Raw genomic sequence first — 15,480 nt, 5'->3', positions numbered from 1 at the left:
CCAAGAGGCATCAATCCAGCGCAACCTCGCCCTCACGGAGCTCCCGATACGCCACCACCAAGGCCTGCACATCTTCTGCCGAAAACAACAGCTTCAACACCGGCGACACTTCATAGCGCTCCTCGCTGCCGCGCAAGCGCGACAGCAATTGGTTGTCGCGCATCTTGCCGATCGCCGTCATCACCCGCCGCGCGAAGCCCGCCCGATCGGTGGACACGTTCTTTTCGTACACCGACAAGGCTTCCACCAACTGCGCCTCGTCCACCACTGCACGCTCGCCGCGCGTGTCGGCCTCGGCCAGTTGCTGGCGCAGGAACAGCAGCAACACTGACTCGATAAACGTCAGCGGCGCACTGCGCAGCAGCGTGGGCGATTCCAGCTCTGCGGTGTCGGCCTGACGGGTAAAGGCCACCCCGCCCTCGCGGTCGAGCACCAACTCCAGAAACAGCTCGCACAGCACCTGGCGGATCGCCACCTCGTTGCGCAACAACGCCGGCCACAGCGCGCCGTGACGTTGCGCATCGATGCTGGGCCCTGCCAGCAACTGGCACAGCGCACGCCGCGCATCGAACGGCAGCGTGCCGGTGTCGCCCAAAAACAGCTCGCCGCGCGGCTCGGCACTGGATGTTTGCGCCATCGGCATGCGGTCGTCGATGGCCGGCGCCCCGGTTTCCTCGTCGGTGTATAGGCCAGTGTCCTCAGACCAGTTCATTGCGTTTCTCCCGGGTAAACCACACCAAGGGAATGCGTGCGCGCCGCACGGCGCCGTCGCTGCCTTCCCATTGCACCGTTTCCATCTGTCCTTCGATCACCATGCCGTGGCGCGTGCCCAGCGACAGGTATCCGATCACGCTGCCCAGGCCCTGCACGGCCGGGCGTTGTTGCAAGGCGTCGCCGATGGTCAGCCGCGGGCGTTGGCCGAGCAGCTCATGCAGGTCGTTGCGCAGGCTGCGCACATCGATCTCCGATTGCGCCACCAGATCGCCCACGCTGTCCAGCGAGATCTCGGCCGCGTCGGCGGCCTGCACGCGTCCATCGACCTGGGTGAGCCGTGGATCGTGCAGCCGCCATTGCGACAACGAGCGCAGGCGGCTGCTGCTGAGCGGCTGCACATAGCCGGTGGCGGTGGTGGCGTGCAGGCTGTCGCGTAATTGCAAGGCTTCGCCCTGCGCCTGCTTGAGCAATTGATTGAGCCGGCGCTGTTCCAGATACCCACGGCTTTGCACGAAACCGCGCAGGCTGCGCGCGAAATGCTGCATCACCGTGTGCACCTCGCCACCGCGCTCCAGCAGCGTGCCGGTCAGCCCGCGCAAAAAAGCGCGTTCGCGGCGATCGAGCTTGCGGGCAAACCCACGGGCAAGCAGCGCATCCAGCGCCTGGTCGAGCTGACTGCTTTGCTGGGTGTCGTTGAGCAGGCTCCAGAACGCCTCGAAGGTGCGCCCGGCTTCGCTGTCTGCAATCACGTCCACGCCGTCGAACAGTTGTTCGAGCACGTCGCCGCGCGCGCCTTCGTCGTCGATGATGCGCTCGCGGAATTGGCGGTTGAGCTGCTCGAAGTCGTCGCGCACGCGATGGAAATCTTCAGCCAGCTCGTCGGAGAGATGGATCAGGTCGCGTGCACGTTCCAGCGCGCGCTTGCCGTCCAGCGCCGCCACACGGCCGGAGGCCACGCGTTCGATCTCGGCATCGATGCGCGCACGTTCGTCGCGCAGCGCGGCCAGCCGGAGCTCTGGATCGGCTTCGGTCTGTCCGGCCAACTGCACCAGTTGCTGGATCACCAGCGACAGGCGGCTTTCGGTGGCGCTGCTGCTGCTTTCGCGCAGGCCGACGATGAAGCGGATGGCCTGGGTCGCGGCACGCGAGAGTTCGTATTCTTCTTCGACTGCGCCTTCGGGCAGGCGGCGTTCCAGCCAGCCTTGTGCCAACCAATGCGCCAGATACGCCTGTGCGGTGCGCGGCAGTTCACGCGAGAGCTCGTCAGCGCGCAAGGCGTCGAGCTGGCGCTGCAAACGCTCGTGCAACACCGCCGAAGGCAGGCGGCGTTCGCCATCCATCAGCACCGTCTGCAGCAGGCCGATCAGTTCGGGTGCGTGGTCGGCGGCAAGCAGTTTCCATACCGGCTGCTCGCGCAGTTGCCGATAGCCGGCGATACGGGCCTGGTGCTTCATGGGCGCTGCCGCGACTGCCTCAACGCTTGCCGCCCACTTCGATGAACTGCAGGAATTCGGCGCGGGTGCGCGCGTCTTCGCGGAAGCTGCCCAGCATCTTGGAGGTCACCATGCTGACGCCGCGCTTGTGGATGCCGCGGGTGGTCATGCACTCGTGCGCGCCTTCCACCACCACGCCCACGCCAAGCGGCTGCAGCACGTCCTGGATGCATTGGGCGATCTGCGCGGTCATCTTTTCCTGCACCTGGAAGCGGCGCGCATAGCTTTCCACCACGCGCGCCAGCTTGCTGATGCCGACGACCTTGCCACGCGGCAGATAGCCCACGTGCACCTTGCCGATGATCGGCGCCATGTGGTGCTCGCAATGGCTTTCGTAAGAAATGTCGCGCAGCACGATCAACTCGTCGTAGCCGGCCACTTCCTCGAACGTGCGTTCCAGGTATTCGCGCGGTTCGTCCCGATAGCCGCTGAACCAGTCGCCGTAGGCTTCGGCCACCCGGCGCGGTGTGTCCAGCAGTCCCTCACGCGTGGGATCTTCGCCCGCCCAGCGCAACAGGGTGCGCACGGCCTCTTCGGCCTGGGTCTGGGTCACGGGGGAATCGGGCTGGTTGGACTGGCTCATGCGCAGGTGCACCCAAAGGGGGCGAGCATGGTACCTGAGGACTGCCCGGCCGCCCCAGTGGCGGTTGCGCCAGCATGCAGATATTCAGTGACTATTGATTCATTTATGAATTGATAGCATCCTACCTATTATGAAAACCGCTCTTTCTCCACGCGCTCAGCTCAGTTCCGGCCTGCTGGTGGCCGCCCGTCAGTGGCAACGCTTGGCCGACCAGGCGTTCTCCGAGTTCGACCTGTCCAGCGCCTGCACGGGGCCATTGCTGATGGTTGGGCGCTCCGGCGGTGGCATCCGTCAGGTGGCGCTGGCCCAGCAACTGGGCATGGAAGGCCCCTCGCTGGTGCGCTTGCTGGACAAGTTGGCCGCGCAGGGCCTGCTGCGCCGCGAGGCCGACAGCAGCGACCGCCGCGCCAACCAGCTGTGGCTCACCGATGCAGGCCAGGCGCTGGTTGGCCAGATCGAGATCCGCCTGGACGCACTGCGTGCGCAGGTGTTTGGCGCACTCAGCGATGCCGACGTGCAGGTGGTACTGACCTTGTGGGAGCAGATCGCGCAGGCGCATGCGCGGCTGAGCCAGGCCGACTGAGTCGGCTGTTGGCGTCGCGCGCGACGCCCGTTGTGCCCTTTCCGATGCCCGTGCGCGCTGCATCGGGTGTTGTGGTTCTTTACTCCAGGATGTGCCCGATGTACGGCGAATTCAGTCTCTACGGTGTGTTCGTACCCACCTTGCTGGCGTTGATGACGCTGGCCTATCTGCTCAACAGCGGCATCGCCGCGCTGCTGACCCGCGCTGGCGCCTACCGCTACATCTGGCACCCGGCGCTGTTCAACCTGGCGCTGTACATCGCACTGCTGGGCGGCCTGTTCTTCCTTACCCGTTGGATGCAATCGTGAAAAAGCTGATCAAGACCGCGGGGCCGGCACTGCTGACCCTGGCAATGGTGGTGGTGGCCGCGTTGGTGTTGCAGCACCTGTGGCGGTATTACATGCAGGCGCCGTGGACGCGCGATGCGCACGTGGGCGCCGATGTGGTGCAGGTGGCGCCGGATGTCTCCGGGCTGGTGGAGTCGGTGGCCGTGGCCGACAACCAGCCGGTGACGCGCGGCCAATTGCTGTTCGTGGTGGACCGGGCGCGCTACGCGATCGCGCTGGAACAGGCGCGCGCCGCGTTGGCCGAACGCCGGGCCACGCTGACGCAGTTGCGCCGCGAGATCGCGCGCGACCGCAGCCTGCAGGACCTGGTCGCCGCCGAAGATGCCGAAGTGCGCCGCTCCAACGTACAAAAGGCGCAAGCCGCAGTGGCCACCGCGCAATCGGCGGTGGATCTGGCCCAGCTCAACCTGGACCGCACTCAGGTGCGCAGCCCGGCCGACGGTCGCGTCAGCGACCGCACCGTGCGCGTGGGCGACTACGTCAACGCCGGGCGTCCGGTGGTGGCGGTGCTGGACACCGGCTCGTTCCGTGTCGATGGCTACTTCGAAGAAACCCGCCTGCAGGGCGTGCACCCCGGCCAGCGCGTGGACGTACAGCTGATGGGCGAGCCGGTCACGCTGCAGGGGCATGTACAGAGCATCGCCGCCGGGATCGAAGACCGTTACCGCAGCGGCAGCGCAGGCGCATTGCCCAATGTCACGCCGGCGTTCGATTGGGTACGGCTGGCGCAACGCATCCCGGTGCGCATCGTGCTGGATCGCGTACCTGCGCATGTGCAGTTGATCGCAGGGCGCACTGCCACGGTGAGCATTCTGCCCGACACGGCCAATACGGCTCCGGCAACCCCGGCCGTCGCGCCTGCCCGTGTGCAGGCCAAGGCGGCGCCATGAACCGCACGATCTTGCGTCCGCTGGGAGTGGCCGCACTGCTGAGCATGCTCACTGCCTGCAGCACGGTCGGCCCGAACTACGCCGTGCCGGCCGAGTCGGCCTACCGGCGGCCGGCCGCCAATGCCGCCTTTCTGGACACCGGCAACGCGCAGGTGCAACCCGGTGCCGCGCTGCCGGCGCGCTGGTGGGCGCTGTATCAGGACCCGATGCTGGATGGCCTGATCGAGCAGGCGCTGCGCGACAACGTCGAATTGAAGGTGGCCGGTGCCAATCTGCGTCGCGCCGCTGCGGTCTACGAACAGGCCATGGATGCCGGCGGTTTCGATTACGAAGTGGAAGCCGGCGTCAGCCGCGCGCAGGTGTCGGCCGAGGCGTTTTTGCAGGAAGAAAAATTGCCGGTGTTCAACCTGGCCGATGGCAAGTTCGGCGTGTCGTACCAGTTCGATCTGTTCGGCAAGCTGCAGCGCGGTGCCGAAGCCGCGCACGCCGACACCCAGGTGGCGCAGGCGGCGATCGATCTGGCGCGCGTCAGCGTGGCCGCGCAGGTGGCCGGCAGTTATGTGGAGATTTGCCACGCCAACCATGAGTTGCAGGTGGCCGAGCATTCGCTGCAGTTGCAGCAACACAGTCGCCAGATCACCCAACGCCTGATCGCGGCCGGTCGCGGCACGCCGCCCGATCTGGCGCGCGCCACCGCACAGGTGGCGATGCTGGAAGCGTCGCTGCCGCCGCTACGCGCGCGCCGCCAGGCCGCCGGTTACCAATTGGCCGCGCTGCTCGGCAAGACCCCCGGCGAGGTGCCGGCCGGCGTGGACAGCTGCGCGCACGCGCCTGCATTGCAGCAGCCGATCCCGATCGGCGATGGCCGCGCGCTGCTGGCGCGCCGCCCGGATGTGCGCCAGGCCGAGCGCCGGCTCGCGGCCGCCACCGCACGCATCGGCGTGGCCACCGCCGAGTTGTACCCGGACATCCGCCTGGGTGGTTCGATCGGCGCCACCGGCCTGCTGGCGGATTTCGGCGAGCCGGCCACGCACGCGTGGTCGTTCGGCCCGCTGATTTCCTGGACGCTGCCCTCCAGCGGCGCACGTGCGCGGGTGCGCGCCACCGAAGCCGGCGCCGACGCTGCGCTGGCGCAGTTCGACAACACCGTGCTGCAGGCCTTGCGCGAAGTGCAGACCACCTTGTCGCGCTATGCGCAGGATCTGGACCGCCTGCATCTGCTGGAACAGGCGCAACAGCAGGCCGAGCTGGCGTCGGCGCAAAACCGGCGCCTGTATCAGGGTGGGCGCACGCCGTACCTGTCCAGCCTGGACGCCGAGCGCACCCTGGCCACCGCCGACATGACCCTGGCCACTGCACAAGCGCAGGTGTCGCAGGACCAGATCCAGCTGTTTCTGGCGCTGGGCGGCGGTTGGGATGCCGACGCCGGGCGCAACACCACCAAGGCTGCGCGATGATTCCGTTGCTGCGCGATCGCCAGGCCTGGCTGTTTTCGGCCAAGACCTTTGCCGCCTCGATCGCGGCGCTGTATGTCGCGCTGGCCGGCAATCTGTCGCGACCGTACTGGGCAATGGCCACGGTCTACATCGTCTCGCAACCACTGCTCGGCCCCACCCGTGCCAAGGGCGTGTACCGCGTGCTCGGCACCGTGCTGGCCGGCGTGGCCACCTTGGTGATGCTGCCGAATCTGGTGGAAACGCCCTTGCTGCTGAGCGCGGCGATGGCGCTGTGGCTTTCGGCATGCCTGTTCCTGGCGCTGCTCAATCGCGGCCCGCGCGGCTATGCGTTCCTGCTGGCCGGCTACACCACCGCGTTCATCGGGTTTCCTGCGGTCACCTCGCCGGAAAGCATCTTCGACACCGTCGTGGCCCGCAGCGAAGAAATCATCCTGGGCACGGTGATGGCGGTGCTCTTCGCGTCGCTGCTGTTCCCGGCCTCGGTCAAGCCGATGCTCACCGCGCGGATCGGTAACTGGATGCAGGACGCGGCGCAGTGGTGCCGCCAGGTGCTGCAGCGCGGCCCATCGCAGGCACCGCGCAATCGGCTGGCGGCCGATCTGGTGCAGTTCGAGGCCTTGATCGCCTTCGTTCGCCACGACGACCCACGCCATGCAGGCGCCGTGCCTGCGCTGGAACAGCTGCGCGCACGCATGCTGATGCTGTTGCCGGTGCTGTCGTCGATGGCTGATCGGCTGGATGCGTTGCAGCGCGATGGGTCTGCGTTGCCGCTCGCCACCGTCGCGCTGCTGGAGGACGTCGCAGCCTATGTGGACCAGGGCGAGGAAGCATCCAGCGATGCGGACGTCGGCGCCTTGCGCGCACGCATCGCTGCACTACGCCCGGTTGTGGATCAGGACATCGAGCATCTGCTGCTGGCCAGCCTGCTGCTGCTGCTGGAAGAGTTGCTCGACCTGTGGCAGGACTGCCGCGCGCTGCAGCAGGCGGTGGTGCACGGCACGGCGACGCCGATGCTGCGCGCGATGCCGGCTGCGGCGAGACCACCTGCAACGGCCGAATCATCCGAACTGGCTGACACTGCACAAAGCGAACCTGCTGTGCATTCGCGCATGCAGCCTTCAGTGCTGCAGCGCCTTACCCGGTCACCGCGCAACACAACCGACGCGCCGGGAGCTGCCAGCACCACCCGCCATATCGATTTCGGCATGGCCGCGTTTTCCGCGCTGAGCGCCGGCTTCGCGCTGATGGCGTACTGCGTGTTGTGGATCGGCATCGGCTGGGAAGGCGGCGGCAACGGCGCGATGATGGCTGCGGTCACTGCTGCGTTTTTCGCCGCCCAGGACGACCCTGCGCCGAGCATGCTGTCGTTCCTGACCTGGGCGGTGGTGGCCAGCGTGGTTGCCGGCATCTATCAGTTCGGCATCTTCCCGGCCATCCACGATTTCCCGACGCTGGTGTTGGTGCTGGCGGCGGGCTTCCTGCCATTGGGCGCGCTACTGCATCGCCCCAAGAGCATGCTGATCGCCTTGCCGCTGGTGGTGAACCTCACCGCGCTACTGAGCCTGCAGAACACCTACAGCGCCAACCTGCAGAGTTTCGTCAACGCGGCGGTGGCGATGGTGCTGGGGATTGGATTTGCCGTGGTGCTGACGCGCTTGTTCCGCTCGGTGGGTGCCGAATGGAGCGCGCGCCGGCTGGTGCGCCAGGGCTGGCGCACGCTGGCCGATGCCGCCGAGGGCCGCGGCGCGCAGGACCGGCAGCACTTCGCCGCCCGCATGCTGGACCTGCTTGGCCTGCTCGCACCCCGGCTGGCATTGACCCCGGAAGGCAGCGACCTGGCCTCGGTGGATATGCTCAACGAAGTGCGCGTGGGCTTGAACATCCTGCAGCTGCGCCGCGCACGGCATGGTTTGCCGGCGTCCAGTCGCGATGCAGTGGACGCGATTCTGGGCGATGTGGCTGCGCACTACCGGCGGCAGGTTGCGCAGAAGCGTCCGTTGCATGGGCCGGAATCTCTGCGTGATCGTCTGGATGTTTCCCTGGCGCGCGTGGGCAAAGTGCCGGCAGGCGCGCATCGTGATGAAGCGTTGTTGGGGTTGATTGGTTTGCGTTACAGCGTGTTTGCGCAAAAGGCGTTGCATACCCATGGGAACGCCGACACTCGGCCGCCGTCAGCCCCTCTTCCTACGGGAGAGGGGTTGGGGTGAGGGTACGGGGCGAAGCCCTTGTGTCGTTCCAACTACACGAGGCCTCGCTCGTACCCTCATCCGCCCTTCGGGCACCTTCTCCCGCAGGGAGAAGGAAACAGCCAGCCCGCGCGCGCTCATCACCGCTTGCGCTGATGCATCGCCGTTTCGTCGTCCAGCCAGTTGCTGCCCTTGTTGGTCAGGAAGAACATGTAGACCACCAACGACACCGCAATCACCGCCGTCGCATAGATCACGAACTCGGTCACTTGGTTGGTCTTCAGCGAGGCCTGATACAGCAACGGCGCGGTGCCGCCGAACGCCGAATTTGCCAACGCGTAGCCAAGACCGACGCCCAGCGCGCGCACATGCGTAGGGAACAATTCCGCCTTCACCACTGCATTAATCGAGGTGTAGCCGGTCAGGATCACAAAGCCCACAGTGAGAATCACGAACGCGGTCAGCCAGTCGGTCTGCTTGGGCAGTTCCATCACCAGGAACCAGGTGTAGAGCACGCCGCCGATGCCGAAGAACACCAGCAAGGTCTTGCGCCCGACGATGTCCGACAGCCAGCCGCCGACCGGTTGCATCAGCATCAGCACGGTCAGCGCGACCAGGTTGATGATGGTGCCGGCCATCACGTCGCCGCCGGCGAACGCGGTCTGGATCATCTTCGGCCCGGTGACCGAATAGGTGTAGAACGCGATCGTGCCGCCGGCGGTGATCAGGAAGCACAGCAGCAGCGGGCGCCACTGGTTGACGAACAGCTCGCGCATCGAGCCCGACGCCTTGGCCTTGCCGGTGCGCGAATCGGCGATGGATTCGGAGCTCAGCGACTCGTCCATGGTTTGGCGCAGCCAGAACACCACCAACGCACCGATGCCGCCCAGCCCGAACGCCACGCGCCAGCCCCATTCGGAGACCTGCGAGGCATCGAAGAAATGCAGCATCACCAGCAAGGTGGTCTGCGCCAGCACGTGCCCGCCAACCAGCGTGACGTAATGGAACGAGGACAGGAACCCGCGCCGGCCCGGAATCGCCGCTTCGGACATGTACGTGGCGCTGGTGCCGTATTCGCCACCGGTCGCAAAGCCCTGCAGCAGGCGCGCCACCAGCAAGATGATCGGCGCAGCGATGCCGATGGTGGCCACCGTGGGCGTGATCGCAATGACGAACGAGCACAGCGCCATCACCGACACCGAAATGGTCAACGCCAGGCGGCGGCCATAACGGTCGGCGAAACGGCCGAAATACCAGGCGCCGATCGGGCGCATCAGGAACGTCATCGCGAAGATCGCCCACACGAACATGGTGGCGTTCTTGTCTTCCTTGGAGAAGAACTGCGACTCGAAGTAGGTGGCGAACACCGAATAGACGTAGACGTCGTACCACTCGACGAGGTTGCCGGCCGAGCCCTTGAGCGTGTTGGACACCGAGCGGCGAAGGCTACCGGCAGCGGTGCCAGAACCGGCAGCGATCGGAGACGATGGGGGTGCGCTCATGCGGTCAGAACCTCTTCGGTGGGACAGCCCCGGAGTATAGGTGCGCGCTTGTGTGACGCATGTAAGCATTTCGGCGCATATACAGGCCTGGCAACGGCCGGCAGCGGCGCGCGCTTCAGCCCGCTTTCGACGGTCGTCGGTGTGTCGCTTGCGGCTGCGGGCAACAGCACGCACGACCGGGCGACATCGGCAGGCGCCGCAGATTCCGGCAGCGCAGCCTTGAGGCGAACAACAGGCAAAGCGCCGCATCGGTGGGGCAGCGCTACGGCGAGCCGGTGGTGCTGCGGGTCGACGCCGGGCGCATGCATCGCAACGGCCTGCCGTTCTTCAAGGCCGACAACGGCGTATGGCTCACCGCGCAGGTTCCGGCAGCGTTCCTGACCCGCCCGCGCTGAGCTGAGGCGCGCCGCTGGCCTGCCGGCCAGCGGCATCGGTGCGCGGTGCCGGCCAGCACCTGGGCCGGCACGGAGACGCACAGACGCCGGACGCATCCCCCTTCACGGCCCCCATGACGCCCGGCTTGCCAGAATGCCGGCCGCTTGGGGCTGTCGATGGCATGGGAACCGGAGTTGGATGCATGACATGGATCATCGTGGCCGCCGTGGCGGTCACCTTGCTGGTGGGGCTGCTGCTGCTCAACTTCGCCACGCCGGAGAAAAAGCTCGAGCACATCCCCAAACACCTCTACGACGTTGCCGATCCGCAATTCAAGCGCGAGATGTCGGTGTTGCTGGGGCCGGCCATCCTGCCCGGCAACAGGATCGACGTACTCAATAACGGCCGCGAGATCTTTCCGGCCATGCTGGAGGCCATCCGCAGCGCGCAGCACACCATCACGTTCGAAACCTATATCTATTGGTCGGGCGAGATCGGCCGAGAATTCAGCGACGCCTTGTCCGAGCGCGCGCGTGCCGGGGTGGATGTGCGGGTCACCATCGACTGGGGCGGCAGCCTGAAGATGGACCATGCGCTGGTAGACACCATGACCGAGGCCGGCGTGGACGTGCACCGCTACCGCCCGCTGGCCTGGTACAACCTGCACCGCATCAACAACCGCACGCACCGCAAGCTGCTGGTGATCGACGGCCGTATCGGCTTCACCGGCGGCGTGGGCGTGGCCGACCAGTGGATGGGCGACGCGCAGGATCCGGACCATTGGCGCGACACCCACTACCGCATCGAGGGCCCGGTGGTGGCGCAGGTGCAGACCGCCTTCAACGACAACTGGATCAAGACCACCGGCCGCGTGGTCAATGGCGCCCGGTACTACCCGGCGCTGGAGGCGGTCGGCGACAGCGATGCGCAGTTGTTCGTGGCCTCGCCGGCCGGCGGCAGCGAGAGCATGCACCTGATGTATCTGATCGCCATCGCCGCCGCATGCAGCACCATCGACCTGGCCGCGGCGTATTTCGTGCCCGATGCGCTGATCACCCGCGCGCTGCTGGAAGCGCGCAGTCGCGGCGTCAGCATCCGCGTGCTGCTGCCCGGCAAGCACATCGATGCGGTGTCGGTGCGGCTGGCCTCCAAGGCCAGCTGGGAGCCACTGCTGCAGGCCGGCATCGAGATCCACGAATACCAGCCCACCATGCTGCATACCAAACTGCTGATCATCGACGGCCTGCTGGTCTCGGTAGGCTCCACCAATTTCGACATCCGCTCGTTCCGCCTCAACGACGAGGCCAGCCTGAATGTCTACGACCGCACGCTGGCCGCACGCATGACCGAGGTATTCGAACGCGATCTGCAACGCGCCGAGCAGTATTCGCTGGAGCGCTGGCGCGCGCGACCGTTGCGGCAGAAGCTCGGCGAGAAACTGGTGTTCCCGTTCCGCTCGCAGGTGTGAGCGCGCAGGGCCGATAACGGCGGTGTTAGCGTGCCGCCCCCGCTGCGCCTGCCTGCAAGCGCAGCTGGCGAAGGCGCCACCACAGCCCGCCCACGTGCACCAGCGAGTACAGCACCAGTGCCGCGGCGATTCCCAGCGTCAGCGGGCTGGCCTGCGAACCGGCCGCCGCCGCACCGGCAGTGAACGCGCCATCGGCCCAGCGCCAGGCCAGGCGCCCCAGCAGCACCAGCATCAAACCGCCGCCGATCCAGGGATTGGGCGTGTACCAGCCTTGACCATCCACCCATTCGGCATGCGTGTAGCGCAGCGACAGCGCACCCAGGCCGATGCCCACCAGCGTGCCTGCGGCAATACCGAGCCGCACCTGCGGCAAGCCGTACACCGCGAACGCCAGTGCTGCCACCGCGATCAGCAGCACGGCGCTGCGCACCGCCGTGGCCAACGGCTTCCATTGCTGCCGGCCGAAGCTGCGCCGGATGCGCCGGTAGTAGAGGTAGCCGATGGCGGCCATCGAGAGATACGGCGTCAGGGGTGCGATGGCAGCGGCGGGCATGGCGAGTCCTTTGCGGATGAGTGGAGCGACCCGCGCAGAATGAAACCAGCCATGGGCACGAACAAGGTGCCAAGTGTCACTTTCTACAGGCGGCAGCACCGCCGGTCGCTGCCCAGACCGTTGCCGCGCAGGCGCTTGCCGCCTGTCCGGTGAACGCCGCGCGGGGACGCCAGCGCCTGCCACACGCGAACAGGAGCGGCGCGGGTAGACTTGCGCAGTGCTCCCCCTCCGCCGTGCCATGTCCGCCATCAAGCAAGACGCCCATACGCTGATCGACACGCTGCCCGAGACGGCTGGATGGGGCGAGGTGGTCCGCGTCGTGGCCGACGCCAGCTTCCTGGCCGCGGTGCAGGAAGGGATTGCCGCTGCAGATCAGGGCGCGTTGACGGCTCCGGCACAGGTGAGCGCACTGTTCGCCGGATGGGGCGTTGATGTTACGGCGTGACTGGACCGTCCCGGCCGCCACGCAGCTTGCACACGCCCAGGATCACTACCACGCGCTCAACCCGACCGCCGCTGCTGCGATGGCGCGGCAGGTGCTGGAAGCCACCCGCACTCTGGCCGAGCAACCAGGCTGCGGCCGCGTTGGCCGCGTGCCCGGCACCCGCGAATGGGTGGTCAAACAGACCCCGTATGTGTTGGTCTACCGCGTGCGTGACGGCGCCCTGCAGGTGTTGCACGTCCATCTGGATGCCAGCGACTGGCTGCCACGCACCGAACCGCTGATCGAACGCATCGAACCGTGGATTGCCGCGCTGATCAGCGCGCTGCTGCACGTGCTGATGTTGCTGATCCTGCTGTCGGCCTCCACCCCCACCATGACCCCGCCGCAGGGCTCGGCCAGCGGTGGACGCATCAAGGTGGATTTCGTCGGCGACACCTCGCAGCCCGATGAGCCGGTGCCCTCGCCCACCCCGGTGCCACCGACACCCACGCCCGTGCAGCCGCCACCGGCTGCCTCGCCGGTACAGTCCACGCTGGTGCAGCAAGCCAAACATCCGGTGCCGCCGCAGGGCGATACCGCGCAAGGCAACCTGGCCGAACGCCGCCAGCCGCATCGCCAGCAACGGCCCACGCCGCCGCAACCGCCCGCACCGCCGGCGGCATCCGCCCAGCGCCGCCCGGATACCTGGACGGGCCGCCCGCCGGGCATGCTCGACGAACCCGCCGACGGCGCCGAAGACGGCATGGCCAACACCCCCACCATCAGCCAGGGCCGCCGCAACGACCGCAACAACGCCCAGCCCAGCCTGGATATCGGCGGCTTCCAGGTCTATTACGACGTGCGCAGCGAAACCCAGCTGCGCGCCTGGAAAGAACAAGGCATGCAGGAAATCGCCATCATCCTGCCCGGCACCCAGCAACGCATGATCTGCCCGCTGGATGTCGCGCTCAAACGCGGCTCCAGCAAATGCCGCCTGCTGCCACCGGATTCGCCGGAGCTGAAGACCATCGGCGACGCGCGCGAGGTCATCAACATGATGGAGGTCTACCGCCAGGGCGAACCGGTCTGGCGTGGGCCGGGGCCGTATCGGTGAGGGGTGGGGCCAGGTTGGCCCCGGATTCCACTTACCCGCTAATGCGGGAATGACTGCATCCGATACCGGGCGTGCTGACGTTGCCTGAGTGCTTGCACTTCTCTAAAGTGCAAGCACCCTGATGTCACCGGGAGGGCCATATGCCTTCTTTCACCGTCCGCAATATCCCAGACGACGTGCATCGCGCGATCCGCGCGCGGGCTGCACTTCATGGCCGCAGCACCGAAGCGGAGATCCGCGCAATCCTTGAATTGGCGGCCAAACCCGCAGACCGGGTCAAACTCGGCTCACTGCTGGTGAGCATCGGCCGCGACGCCGGCCTGACCGCAAAAGAGGCCAATGCCTTCGACAAGCTGCGCGGCAAGGCGGCGATCAAGCCGATCGGTCTGAAGTGATCCTGCTCGATACCAATGTCATCTCCGAACTTTGGCGGCCTCAGCCTAATCCGCAGGTCGTCGCCTGGATCGATTCACAAGCTGTCGAGACACTGTTCCTGTCGGTCGTGACGGTGGCTGAACTCCGTTTCGGTATTGCCGTGATGCCCAAGGGCCGAAAGCGATCCACCTTGCATGCTCGGTTGGAGGGCGAGGTATTGCCACTGTTCGACGGGCGCCTGCTCGCATTCGATCTGGATGCATCACACGCATTTGCGGCGCTTGCATCGAAAGCCAGAACCGCAGGACTTACACTCGGGCGCGCCGATGCCTACATCGCTGCAACGGCAGCCGCGCAAGGATTGACCGTTGCCACTCGCGACACGGCACCATTCGAGGCGATGGCGTTAGAGGTCATTAACCCTTGGAGTTGATACGGCATTTTCGGTCATAAATCGGCATTCGGCATTCGGCATTCGGCATTCGGCATTCGGCATTCGATTTCATTCTCAGACGTTGCCATTAAATACATGATTTCCTTTAATCCGTTGATAAGGGTGTCTAGCTTGCAACCGAACGTTCGTCATCGAATTTTTAGTGCGCTTTCTTTTAAGTGCGCGGACGGAGCAAAGGCGCTTACCGCTTCGCGCACAGCGTCTTTATCTGCGGGTGAGATTTTTGGGCCAAGTATCACCTCCATTTCTTCGAAATCCTCCTCAGAAATCGGAATGTCGATGTAAAGGGATTCTGAGGGATTTGAATGCCCCCCTCCTTTCTCCTGCATCATTTTGAGCAACGCGCTCCTATACTCTGAAGGAGCGCGGGCAAAGCTTAGTTTTGGCCCTTCGAACGCCATTAATACGTAACGGTACTCTTCTTGATCCTCCCATTCTTTGGATTTAATACGCGCAATATCAGAGGCACGTCCAAATAATGTTGTTGATGTTGGGTCGCTGCGAGAAAATTTAGCAACCTCTACTTCCGGATCATCCACATAAGAAACTGCCCCGCCAAATTTCTCTGCATCCGCAGACGGATCTGGAACAAGTATGTGCCCATTGCCGAAAGGTGTTGTTATGCCAAACGGCGCTTCTACACCATGAATCTTGAATCCATAGCTCTGCGGCACAGATCGCATCCTGCCGTTTTGATGCGTGAACGATTTCGTTCCAAACCACTCCGTTATTGTTGACCAAACAAACGGAGACTTTAAGAACCCAATCCGAACACCTCGACTCATATCACCGTAACGGTACCATTTAAGAAAAAGCAGATCGGATGCGCTGACCTCGTAAGCTCCCCCGATCCGCAGACACCGCATAAGTAGATCTTTCTGGCATCGTTCCCAAGTCAGGAGGTTCCATGCGCACATCGAAGTTCACCGAGACACAGATCATCGCCACGCTGAAGCAGGCCG

General features: G+C 65.5%; 17 protein-coding genes. 11 read left to right on the top strand and 6 right to left on the bottom strand.

What is annotated here, in order from left to right; translation table 11 throughout:
* Positions 1-10: 10 nt before the first annotated feature.
* From F7R02_RS18530 to folE, 3 genes are read right to left on the bottom strand one after another with little or no spacing between them, the layout of a single operon-like run.
* Complete coding sequence (locus F7R02_RS18530) at positions 11-712, bottom strand: DUF4194 domain-containing protein (RefSeq protein WP_078591015.1); 702 nt, start codon at positions 710-712, stop codon at positions 11-13.
* Positions 699-2,168 (bottom strand): DUF3375 domain-containing protein, encoded by a 1,470-nt coding sequence (locus tag F7R02_RS18525; RefSeq protein WP_078591016.1) that lies wholly within the window; start codon positions 2,166-2,168, stop codon positions 699-701. Before F7R02_RS18525 ends, F7R02_RS18530 begins: the two co-directional genes overlap by 14 nt.
* A gap of 19 nt (positions 2,169-2,187) precedes the next feature.
* Positions 2,188-2,790, bottom strand: a complete 603-nt coding sequence (gene folE, locus F7R02_RS18520) for a GTP cyclohydrolase I FolE (protein ID WP_003489347.1) — start codon at positions 2,788-2,790, stop codon at positions 2,188-2,190.
* A gap of 130 nt (positions 2,791-2,920) precedes the next feature.
* Between folE and F7R02_RS18515 the strand changes: the two genes are divergently transcribed.
* The 5 genes from F7R02_RS18515 (at position 2,921) to F7R02_RS18495 (ending at position 8,274) form a co-directional block, all read left to right on the top strand.
* Positions 2,921-3,373: a MarR family winged helix-turn-helix transcriptional regulator gene (locus F7R02_RS18515; protein ID WP_078591017.1), complete on the top strand. Its 453-nt coding sequence runs from the start codon at positions 2,921-2,923 to the stop codon at positions 3,371-3,373.
* 89 nt (positions 3,374-3,462) lie between these two features.
* Positions 3,463-3,681, top strand: coding sequence for a DUF1656 domain-containing protein (locus F7R02_RS18510; protein WP_016850515.1), 219 nt, complete (start codon positions 3,463-3,465; stop codon positions 3,679-3,681).
* Positions 3,678-4,610, top strand: a complete 933-nt coding sequence (locus F7R02_RS18505; protein ID WP_167521062.1) for an efflux RND transporter periplasmic adaptor subunit — start codon at positions 3,678-3,680, stop codon at positions 4,608-4,610. The genes F7R02_RS18510 and F7R02_RS18505 overlap by 4 nt, the downstream gene beginning before the upstream one ends.
* Entirely contained in the window at positions 4,607-6,067 is a 1,461-nt protein-coding gene (locus F7R02_RS18500) for an efflux transporter outer membrane subunit (protein WP_078591019.1), read from the top strand. The genes F7R02_RS18505 and F7R02_RS18500 overlap by 4 nt, the downstream gene beginning before the upstream one ends.
* Positions 6,064-8,274 carry an FUSC family protein gene (locus tag F7R02_RS18495; protein ID WP_078591020.1) on the top strand — a complete coding sequence of 737 codons (2,211 nt, stop codon included), beginning with the start codon at positions 6,064-6,066 and terminating at the stop codon, positions 8,272-8,274. The genes F7R02_RS18500 and F7R02_RS18495 overlap by 4 nt, the downstream gene beginning before the upstream one ends.
* Before the next feature lie 119 nt (positions 8,275-8,393).
* Here F7R02_RS18495 and F7R02_RS18490 read toward each other — a convergent pair whose 3' ends face one another.
* The gene (locus F7R02_RS18490; protein WP_005916658.1) at positions 8,394-9,755 is read right to left on the bottom strand and encodes an MFS transporter; all 1,362 of its coding nucleotides are present in this window, start codon (positions 9,753-9,755) and stop codon (positions 8,394-8,396) included.
* 251 nt (positions 9,756-10,006) lie between these two features.
* On the opposite strand from F7R02_RS18490, the gene F7R02_RS18485 reads away from it, so the two are divergent.
* Both F7R02_RS18485 and F7R02_RS18480 read left to right on the top strand, forming a co-directional pair.
* Complete coding sequence (locus F7R02_RS18485) at positions 10,007-10,150, top strand: RNA 2'-phosphotransferase (RefSeq protein ID WP_005916661.1); 144 nt, start codon at positions 10,007-10,009, stop codon at positions 10,148-10,150.
* 182 nt (positions 10,151-10,332) lie between these two features.
* Entirely contained in the window at positions 10,333-11,598 is a 1,266-nt protein-coding gene (locus tag F7R02_RS18480; RefSeq protein WP_015463799.1) for a phospholipase D-like domain-containing protein, read from the top strand.
* A 25-nt stretch (positions 11,599-11,623) separates the two neighbouring features.
* On the opposite strand, the gene F7R02_RS18475 is transcribed toward F7R02_RS18480, so the two are convergent.
* On the bottom strand, positions 11,624-12,151 hold the full coding sequence (locus tag F7R02_RS18475; RefSeq protein ID WP_078591021.1) for a CcdC protein domain-containing protein: 528 nt from the start codon (positions 12,149-12,151) through the stop codon (positions 11,624-11,626).
* 238 nt (positions 12,152-12,389) lie between these two features.
* Between F7R02_RS18475 and F7R02_RS18470 the strand changes: the two genes are divergently transcribed.
* From F7R02_RS18470 to F7R02_RS18455, 4 genes are all read left to right on the top strand, one after another.
* Positions 12,390-12,596: a hypothetical protein gene (locus tag F7R02_RS18470; RefSeq protein ID WP_003489327.1), complete on the top strand. Its 207-nt coding sequence runs from the start codon at positions 12,390-12,392 to the stop codon at positions 12,594-12,596.
* Entirely contained in the window at positions 12,583-13,689 is a 1,107-nt protein-coding gene (locus F7R02_RS18465; RefSeq protein ID WP_078591022.1) for a type II toxin-antitoxin system RelE/ParE family toxin, read from the top strand. Before F7R02_RS18470 ends, F7R02_RS18465 begins: the two co-directional genes overlap by 14 nt.
* Before the next feature lie 140 nt (positions 13,690-13,829).
* The gene (locus F7R02_RS18460) at positions 13,830-14,084 is read left to right on the top strand and encodes a FitA-like ribbon-helix-helix domain-containing protein (protein ID WP_005916676.1); all 255 of its coding nucleotides are present in this window, start codon (positions 13,830-13,832) and stop codon (positions 14,082-14,084) included.
* Entirely contained in the window at positions 14,081-14,497 is a 417-nt protein-coding gene (locus F7R02_RS18455) for a type II toxin-antitoxin system VapC family toxin (protein ID WP_078591023.1), read from the top strand. Before F7R02_RS18460 ends, F7R02_RS18455 begins: the two co-directional genes overlap by 4 nt.
* A 149-nt stretch (positions 14,498-14,646) precedes the next feature.
* On the opposite strand, the gene F7R02_RS18450 is transcribed toward F7R02_RS18455, so the two are convergent.
* Entirely contained in the window at positions 14,647-15,192 is a 546-nt protein-coding gene (locus F7R02_RS18450) for a hypothetical protein (RefSeq protein ID WP_338117386.1), read from the bottom strand.
* Positions 15,193-15,480: the final 288 nt, after the last annotated feature.

Origin of the sequence: Xanthomonas cissicola, from assembly GCF_008801575.1 — a bacterium.
GTDB classification, from domain to species: Bacteria; Pseudomonadota; Gammaproteobacteria; order Xanthomonadales; family Xanthomonadaceae; genus Xanthomonas; species Xanthomonas cissicola.
The sequence above is the reverse complement of the archived record's forward strand: the minus strand, read 5'-3'. Positions and strand labels throughout refer to the sequence as shown.